The sequence below is a fragment of the Micromonospora sp. 4G55 genome, assembly GCF_016803375.1.
Map to the genome: position 1 here is coordinate 1 of NZ_JAEVHN010000407.1, position 5,698 is coordinate 5,698.

The 5,698-nt window shown below is 74.7% G+C and carries 8 protein-coding genes; 3 read left to right on the plus strand and 5 right to left on the minus strand.

Annotation, left to right across the window (positions count from 1 at the left end):
• Together JNW89_RS25790 and dut are read right to left on the minus strand one after the other, a co-directional pair.
• Nucleotides 1–555: DUF3710 domain-containing protein (locus JNW89_RS25790; RefSeq protein ID WP_238450885.1), on the minus strand; the 555-nt coding region annotated here is incomplete at its 3' end.
• 25 nt (nucleotides 556–580) lie between these two features.
• Nucleotides 581–1,108, minus strand: coding sequence for a dUTP diphosphatase (gene dut, locus JNW89_RS25795; protein WP_154942865.1), 528 nt, complete (start codon nucleotides 1,106–1,108; stop codon nucleotides 581–583).
• 92 nt (nucleotides 1,109–1,200) lie between these two features.
• Between dut and JNW89_RS25800 the strand changes: the two genes are divergently transcribed.
• A complete protein-coding gene (locus JNW89_RS25800; RefSeq protein ID WP_238450888.1) occupies nucleotides 1,201–1,704 on the plus strand; it encodes a DUF3093 domain-containing protein in 504 nt (167 codons plus the stop codon).
• A gap of 4 nt (nucleotides 1,705–1,708) precedes the next feature.
• Here JNW89_RS25800 and JNW89_RS25805 read toward each other — a convergent pair whose 3' ends face one another.
• Both JNW89_RS25805 and JNW89_RS25810 read right to left on the minus strand, forming a co-directional pair.
• Nucleotides 1,709–2,530, minus strand: a complete 822-nt coding sequence (locus JNW89_RS25805; protein ID WP_238450890.1) for a hypothetical protein — start codon at nucleotides 2,528–2,530, stop codon at nucleotides 1,709–1,711.
• A 343-nt stretch (nucleotides 2,531–2,873) separates the two neighbouring features.
• Nucleotides 2,874–3,170: a DUF4193 domain-containing protein gene (locus JNW89_RS25810; RefSeq protein ID WP_046565779.1), complete on the minus strand. Its 297-nt coding sequence runs from the start codon at nucleotides 3,168–3,170 to the stop codon at nucleotides 2,874–2,876.
• A gap of 434 nt (nucleotides 3,171–3,604) precedes the next feature.
• On the opposite strand from JNW89_RS25810, the gene JNW89_RS25815 reads away from it, so the two are divergent.
• The gene (locus tag JNW89_RS25815) at nucleotides 3,605–4,120 is read left to right on the plus strand and encodes a LytR C-terminal domain-containing protein (RefSeq protein ID WP_238450892.1); all 516 of its coding nucleotides are present in this window, start codon (nucleotides 3,605–3,607) and stop codon (nucleotides 4,118–4,120) included.
• Between the two features lie 175 nt (nucleotides 4,121–4,295).
• On the opposite strand, the gene JNW89_RS25820 is transcribed toward JNW89_RS25815, so the two are convergent.
• Nucleotides 4,296–5,111, minus strand: a complete 816-nt coding sequence (locus JNW89_RS25820; protein WP_238450886.1) for an inositol monophosphatase family protein — start codon at nucleotides 5,109–5,111, stop codon at nucleotides 4,296–4,298.
• Between the two features lie 287 nt (nucleotides 5,112–5,398).
• Here JNW89_RS25820 and JNW89_RS25825 point away from each other — a divergent pair.
• Nucleotides 5,399–5,698 (plus strand): RNA polymerase sigma factor region1.1 domain-containing protein (locus JNW89_RS25825; RefSeq protein WP_375155139.1); only part of this gene is annotated, 300 nt, incomplete at its 3' end.

Consider the following 5,698-nt stretch of genomic DNA (forward strand, 5'->3'; position numbering starts at 1 on the left):
CCCCCGGTCGACGACCAGGCCGTCCAGGCACTCGGCCAGCGGCCCGGCCGCGGCCGGATCGGTGGCGGCGGCGCCCTGGTAGACGCCGCGGACCATCCAACGCGCCCCGTCGATGCCGACGAAACGCAGGTCGGTCAGGCCGTCCGGGGTGCGTACCCGGGCGTGCAGCTCGGTGCCGTACTCGCCCTCGGCCTCCTGGGCGGCGGCGCCGTCGGCGAAGAGGGACTGGCGGATCTCCTCGCGCACCTCGTCCCAGATGCCCTCGGACCGGGGCGCGGCGAAGACCCCGAGCTGGAGGGCGTTCTCCCCGTGCACCAGCACGACCTGCTGGATCACGCCCTGCGGGTCGGCCTGCACGCGCACCTCGACGCCGGGCACCGCCGGGATGTGCAGGCTGCCCAGGTCGAGCCGCTGCACGCCGTCCGGCGCCTCCGAGCTGTCGTACGGGCCGCGCGACGGACCCGTCGGCTCGGCGTCGTACGAGTCGAGGACCTCGGCGGCCCGCTCGTCACGGGCACCCCGCCCGCCGTCGGCCCGCTTCCGGCTGAAGATCACTGCGCCCACCCTCCGCTGTTCGCACTCACCCTGCCACCTCTTCCGTCTGTCCGCCCGCCCGGTCGGGATCTTCCCGTCGACCGGTCGCGGGCGGCGGCACCAGACCGGCGTGTCCGCCGGTCGAGCCGTGTCCACCGGCCCCGCGCCGCGACCCGGGCAGCTCGGCCACCGGCTGGAAATCCGCCCGCTCCACCCGCTGGACAACGAGCTGCGCGATGCGATCGCCACGGGAGATCTTCGCCGGCGTGTCCCGATCATGGTTGATCAGGTTGACCAGGATCTCACCCCGGTAGCCGGCGTCGACCGTACCGGGCGCGTTGAGCACCGTCACGCCGAGCCTGGCGGCCAGGCCGGAGCGCGGGTGCACCAGGCCGACGTACCCCTCCGGCAGCGCCAGCGCCACCCCGGTCGGGACCAGGGCCCGGCCGCCGGGGGGCAGCTCGACGTCCGCGGCGGCCACCAGGTCGGCGCCGGCGTCACCGGGATGGGCGTACGCGGGCAGCGGCAGCTCCGGGTCGAGCTGCCGCACGGGCACGGGTACGACGTGGGTCACGGTGCTCCCTCTTCCGTCGGGTTCGTGGGGGTGGCCCTGCCATCCTGCCGGGTCGGACGGCCACCGCGCGCCGTACCCTCGCAGGTGTGAGCGTGTCGCCTTCCCCGTCCTCCCCGTCCTCGCCGGCCCCGCGCACCGCGGCGGCCGCGGAGCACTCCGAACGGCTGAGTCTGCCCTGGTGGCTCTGGGTGGTCGGGCTGGCCCTGTCCGGGCTGCTGGCCGCCGAGGTGTGGATGGGCGCCCCCGGGGTGCGGGCCTGGCTGCCCTTCGTGGCCCTCCCGCCGGCGACGGCGGTCGCGCTGTGGTGGCTGGGCCGGGTCCGGGTGGCGGTGCGCGACGGCGAGCTGTTCGTGGACGACGCCCACCTGCCGGTGCGGTACGTGGCGGACGTGGTCCCGTTGGACGCCGCCGGGCGCCGCGAGGTCCTCGGCGTGGGCGCGGATCCGCTGGCCTTCGTGGTGCAGCGGCCCTGGGTCGGCGGCGCGGTGCAGGTGGTGCTGGACGATCCGGCCGACCCGACCCCGTTCTGGGTGGTCAGCACCCGTCACCCGGTCGAGCTGGCCCGCGCGGTCATGGCCGCCCGCGACGCGGCCTGACTCCTCAGGGGAGGGCCGGCCGGCCGCCGGGCAGCGCCCCGCCCTTGCGGCGCAGGTCCCGGCGGATCTCCTCGGCGAGGGCCCTGGTGGCCCGCCCGTTGAGGTAGCTGGCCACGGCCGCGCCGGTGAGGAACGGCGCCAGGGTGGTCAGGTTGCGCCCGAACCGCCTGAGCAGGGTGTCGCGCAGCTCCCTGCGGGCCGCGGTGCCGAGCACCGCGCCGACGCCCACGCCGGGCGTCATCGGGTTGATCCCGCGTTGGTTTGCCCAGGACTGCATCAGGGCGATCGCCCGCTGGCTGCCGCCGGTGGGCAGCGGCACGTGGTAGACCTCGTGCAGCTCGCCGAGGAGCTTCAGCTCGATCGCCACCACGGCGACGGTCTCGGCGGCCAGCAGCACGGGTGCCGAGAGCAGGGTCGGGGTGGCCACCCACTCCACGGCGGCGACGCCGCCGCCGGCCGCACCCACCCCGGCGGTGGCCCGGGCGGCGTTGCGGACCAGCCGCTCGGCGAGCGCCTCGTCGTCCAGCCCGGGGAAGTGCCGGCGCAGCGTGGCCAGGTCCCGGACCGGGATGTGCGGCGCCACGTCGGAGACCGTGTCGGTCATCCAGCGCAGCGCGGCCTTCGGCTTGAACAGGTCGGCCAGCCCACGGGCGCGCGCCAGCCCGACCAGCCGGGTGAGCAGTTGACGGCGGCGGGCCGGCTCGATGTCGTCGGCGGTCAGCGCGGCGACGGTGGCACCAAGTTCCTCAGCGGCCCGGTCGGCCGATTCCGGCGTGCCCCCGTCGCGGGTGCCGCCGGCCGCTCCGGCCGCGCCACCGGACGTCAGGTCGACGCCGGACGTCCGGGCACCGGTGGTCCCGGTGTGCGGACCGCCGGCGACGGTGCCGTCCGGGCGGTGGGCGGCACCCGAATCCGGGCGCGTCGTGGCTCCCGGCTGCGCCGGGGGCGTCCGCCCCCGGCGCCGGGGGCGCGGTCCGGTCGGCGTACCCCCCCCGCCGGCCCACCCGGCCCGCTCGTCGCGTTCGCTCATGCCCGCCCGACCTCCCGTGCTCCCGTCGGCGTGGTCACCGCCCGTTACGAGTCAAGCAGCTCCCCCGCCGCCCCCCGCACGGCAGCTCGGGCAGCGGCGGCCCCCGTCGTGGCGGCCGCCGCCGATGTGCGGTTCAGGGTCAGACGCACTCGCGGCAGATCAGCTCGCCGTTGCGCTCGACCGCCAGCTGGCTCCGGTGGTGGACCAGGAAGCAGCGGCCGCAACGGAACTCGTCCTGCTGCATCGGCAGGACCTTGACGGTCAGCTCCTCGTCGGCCAGGTCAGCGCCGGGCAGCTCGAAGCTCTCGGCCACCTCGGCCTCGTCGACGTCCACGGCGCCCGACTGTGAGTCGACCCGCCGGGCCTTGAGCTCTTCCAGGCTGTCCTCGCCGAGGTCGACCTCGTCGCGACGCGGGGCGTCGTAGTCGGTGGCCATCGGTTCACTCTCCCATATCGATATTGTCGCTTCCGGTTGTAACGCCGGACGACGTTGTTTCGGTTCCCACTGGCCGGCCACCCTTTGTGTCGGTCACCCGACCCGCCGGCCGCTCTGGCCGTGGGCCGACAGGGGCCTCCCCCAGCGAGCGCGGAACCTTACCCCCCTCGGGCGAGGCATGTATACCGCCCTCGTGGCTGAGATGTACGCCCCAGCCCCCCGAGTTGTTCCCAATGTGACTCAGGCGACACGAAGATAGGGGTAGTAGTACCCGCTTCCCGGATGGCGCGCCGGCATGTCGGACTGTTTCCACGCGACGGTCGGACAACCGTTAACCTCAGCGGCGTACTCGACGGCCGGCGGGGCGGCCCGACCACCGGCTGGCCGCCGCCACCCATCATTGTCCGGGGAGCGCCCAGATGAGTTTTGCGCGAGTGCGAGCACTCGTTGTCGTCGGTCTGCTGGCGGTGGTCGCCCTGGTCTTCGTCGTCGTCGCCATGGTGCGGGACACGCAGGGTAAGGCGGGCGCCGCCGGGGGCTGCCCCGAGGGCTGGCCGCTCGCCGACATCACCCTGCGCGAGCCGAAGGACGTGAAGATCAACGTCTACAACGCCACCGACCAGATCGGTCTGGCCGGCAACATCGCCGACGACTTCCGCAACCGGAAGTTCCAGGTGAAGAAGACGGCCACCGCGCCGAAGGGCGTCGACGAGGTGGCGGTGCTGCGCTACGGCCCCAAGGGTGTCGGCTCCGCGCACCTGCTGCGGGCCTACTTCCTGAACAACGCCGAGCCCGTGTACGACGCCAAGCGCAAGGACGACACCGTCGACGTCGTGCTCGGCAACGGCTTCCAGCAGCTGGCCACCACCACCGAGGTGAACCAGTCCCTGGGCGACCTCGGCGCGCCCGAGGCGCCGGCCGGCTCCTGCCCGATGCCGGTCGAGAAGTGACCGTTCCGCCGGCCGGGCCGACGGACCGACCGGACTGATCTGACCGAAACGGCGGTGTCCCCCGGGACACCGCCGTTTCGCTGTCGGAGATCCGGTCATCGCGCCGGCCGCCGTGACCACCGTCCCGGCTCCGGTCGCAGAGCGGACCGGCCCACGTCGGCCGAGTTCGGGGCGGTCAGGGGCCGCCGGAGGCGTCGAGGTCGGCGAGCCGGTCGTGCAGCGGCGCGAAGAGCGCCGGCGGCGCGGCGATCACCAGGTCCGGGCCGGCCGGCAGGCCACCCAGCCCGGCCACCCGCAGTCCCGCCTCGGCCGCCACCAGGCCGCCGGCCGCCTGGTCCCAGGCGGCCAGCCCCTTCTCGTAGTAGGCGTCCACCCGCCCCTCGGCGGCCAGGCAGAGGTCCAGCGCGGCGGCGCCGAGCCGGCGGATGTCGCGGACGTGCGGGATCAGCTCGGCGATCACCCGGGCCTGGTGCGAACGGCGCGCCGGGTCGTAACCGAATCCGGTGGCGACCAGCGCCTGGCCCAGGTCGACCTCGGTCGAGCAGCGCAGCCGCTGCGTCGCGCCAGGCCCGCCGCCCGCGGTGGCGGTCCACTCCTCGCCGGTGACCACGTTGCGCACCACCCCGGCGACCACCTCGCCGTCGACCTCGGCGGCCAGCGACACCGCGCAGTACGGCAGCCCGTAGAGGTAGTTCACCGTGCCGTCGATCGGGTCGACGATCCAGCGCACTCCGCTGACCGCACCGTCGGCCGCCCCGGCGCCGTACTCCTCGCCGAGGACGGCGTCGTCGGGGCGTACCCGGTGCAGCGCGTCGAGGACCTGGCGCTCGACGGCGCGGTCCGCGGCGGTGACCACGTCCGTGACGGTGCTCTTGGTGGCGGCGACCGACACCCCCTCGGCGCGCATCCGGTACGCGGTGGCCGCGGCCTGCCGGGCGACCTCGATCGCGATCGTGAGCAGTTCGGCCGGTTCCGGCGCCGAACGAGTCATGGTTCGTCCCCTTCCCGCACGATCGGGACGCCCCGCCGTGCGCGCGGGTATCATCCTTACAAAGTCCACATCTGCGCCGAATCGGCGGTCCCCGCCGCCGGTACGCCGTGCGCCGCAGGATGATCGCCGCAGACGGCGTTACAATTCACCCTGCCCACGCGCCACGGACCGCCGCCGGACGGACGGCCCGGGACACGGGGGTCCCTCAACGACATCGCCCGGCACCGTGCCCCACGCTGCGCCGGACGACCCGGCCGTGCTCGCTCTTCGCCTCCGGAAGGTCATTCGTGACAGAACCCCGCCAGACCGGCGCCGACGTTCGCTCGCTCACCGACACCCTGATCGCTGATGCGCAGAGCGCCGGCGGCCAGTTGACGTCGGCCCAGCTCGCGCGCACCGTCGAGTCCGCTGAGGTGACCCCGGCCCAGGCCAAGAAGATCCTGCGGGCGCTCTCCGAGGCGGGGGTGACCGTGGTCGTGGACGGCTCGGCCAGCACCCGTCGCCGGGTCGCCGCGGCCCGGTCCGCCACCCCGGCCTCGCGTGCCACCACCGCCAAGACCACCAAGAAGGCCGCGGCGCCCGCCCCC